The organism is Nostoc sp. (assembly GCF_035638895.1).
In the GTDB taxonomy this organism is placed as follows: Bacteria; Cyanobacteriota; Cyanobacteriia; order Cyanobacteriales; family Nostocaceae; genus Nostoc.
Genome location: NZ_DASQZC010000111.1, coordinates 1 through 2210, shown reverse-complemented (window position 1 = coordinate 2210; position 2210 = coordinate 1). Strand labels below are relative to the sequence as shown.

General features: G+C 35.4%; 2 protein-coding genes and 1 pseudogene. All 3 read left to right on the top strand.

Annotated elements, in window-relative coordinates; translation table 11 throughout:
• A pseudogene (locus tag VE944_RS05065) lies at positions 1 to 204 on the top strand (ABC transporter ATP-binding protein); the annotation flags it as partial.
• Between the two features lie 33 nt (positions 205 to 237).
• Complete coding sequence (locus VE944_RS05060; protein ID WP_324973204.1) at positions 238 to 801, top strand: Uma2 family endonuclease; 564 nt, start codon at positions 238 to 240, stop codon at positions 799 to 801.
• 150 nt (positions 802 to 951) lie between these two features.
• Complete coding sequence (locus VE944_RS05055) at positions 952 to 1995, top strand: endonuclease NucS domain-containing protein (RefSeq protein WP_324973201.1); 1044 nt, start codon at positions 952 to 954, stop codon at positions 1993 to 1995.
• Positions 1996 to 2210 lie beyond the last annotated feature (215 nt).

Below are 2210 nucleotides of genomic sequence, written 5' to 3'. Positions count from 1 at the left end.
CCTGCGATCGTCCGGGAAATCTTCTCTATTATTGAGAATCTCCGGGCTACAGGCGTGACTATTTTGTTAGTTGAACAAAACGCTAGTTTGGCACTACAAATTGCCGATCGCGGTTATGTTTTAGAAGCTGGTTCTATTACCTTAACGGGTGCAGCATCAGAATTAATTAGTGATGAGCGAGTTAAAAAAGCTTATTTAGGATAATTCATTAAATCAAAACTTGTGAGGTACAAGCAGATGGTAAAATCAGCAATTAAACCCCTAACCTTAGAAGAATTTTTGAAACTACCAGAAACAAAGCCTAGCTCAGAATACATAAACGGTAAAATTATTCAAAAACCAATGCCTCAAGGAAAACATAGTAAATTACAAGGGAAGTTAGTCACAGGTATAAATGAAGTTGTCGAAAGTCAAAAAATTGCCCTTGCTTTCCCAGAATTGCGGTGTACTTTTGGCGGACGTTCAATTGTCCCTGATATAGCTGTGTTTGCTTGGGAACGGATTCCCTTAGATGAACGTGGAGATGTAGCTAATGTCTTCAAGACCTATCCAGACTGGACGATTGAGATTCTTTCACCAGATCAAAGCCAGACCAAAGTAACCGGAAATATTCTACATTGTTTAAAACATGGTAGCCGTTTAGGTTGGTTAATTGATCCAGGCGATCGTTCTGTCTTAGTCTATCCACCCAAGCAGCAACCAGAACTTTTACAAGAAGAACAAGAAATATTACCAGTTCCCGATTTAGTTAGTAGTCTTCAATTAACTGTAGGACAATTATTTGGATGGTTAAAGTTATAGCTTTTCCTAACATCATAGCCCCCTCCTCGCTTGCGGGGAGGGGGTTCTTGTACCTACTAAACTCAGAACCGCTATATAAGCAATTGTATAAATTCCTGTCTAGCTTTGGGAATACTAAAGGTAGTAATTTACTCAAGTTAGAGCCAGATAATGGATTTCGTGAATTTAATAAAAACGGGTAATAGTTGGAAATTTGCGACTGAAGCTGATTTAGAAGATTTTGTCTGGGCGAATTTAAAGGAACTTTTCGGATTAATTCCGCTAAAACGACAATATTATGTTAGTGGTCAAATTTGTGATATTTTAGCGTTGGGTGAGAAGAAACAGTTAGTAGTACTGGAATTGAAAAATGGTGAAGACAGATATATTGTTCAGCAACTAACTAGGTATTATGAAGCATTACTTGAGAATAAACCCTTTCAGGAAGAGGTAGACTATGGACAACCTATTAGCTTAATAGCAATTAAGCCTAATTTTCATAGAGATAATTTTACAGATAGAAAGTACAGCCATCTGTCTATTCAATTTCTCTATTTTCAAATATTGGTAGCAAGTCAAAACTTCTATTTAGAACTAAAAGACTTAGATAATGACAAATTGTCAAAAGTAGAAATTCCTTATCAAGAAAGAGATGTTAATGAAAATATACCTGCTCCTCCTAGAGCAATTATTAACCGACTAGCTAAATGTGACAATTCTAGTGAAAATGAGCGAGAGGCTGTACTCAGAATTCGTAAAAAAATTCTTGGGTTTGACAAACGCATCCAAGAAATTGTTAAACCTAATTCTATTGAATATGGTAAAGGAAAAAGTAAGCTCTGTGCTGAATTTTATTTTGGTAGCACTATTTATGGTTTTCAAGGTAGACCTAACCTATTTCTAAGATTACCTGAACCACAACCATATTTGAAACAAAATACTCTGAGAATGCATATTTTTCCTGATAAAGATTGGACTAGTTTTTATAGAATAATTCACTACCCTAGAGCTTTTATAAGTAATAAAGTTAGATCCTGTAGCATGTATGAATATCCAGCATTTATAGAAACAATAAAAAGATGTGCAGTGGGTGAATTACGAGATGAGCGCTCACGCATCTGTTATGAAAAATACGAAAAACTTATTCTGAGTGAAACTAACTCTCTAGAGATTTTAGTTGATATTGCTTTAGAGAGTTGGCTAAAAAGGCTTTAAGAAAAGCTACATTGACAACACTTATAACTTTTCCTAATAATTAGTATTATTAAATATTATTACGATTTTTGTCCTATATTAATATTTGCAGCCCTCCTTGCAGATATCTATATATTTGTTTAGCGGCGAATTCTATTCACCGGAATCATTAAACCCATGAGTCAAATAGTCTGGATAGCAAGACACGCTAACCGCCTCGACTTCGTAAACCCCGA

Bases quoted from the DNA above. Each gene is read 5' to 3' on its own strand.
- VE944_RS05055 (WP_324973201.1), top strand. From the start codon at position 952: ATGGATTTCGTGAATTTAATAAAAACGGGTAATAGTTGGAAATTTGCG.
- VE944_RS05060 (WP_324973204.1), top strand. From the start codon at position 238: ATGGTAAAATCAGCAATTAAACCCCTAACCTTAGAAGAATTTTTGAAA.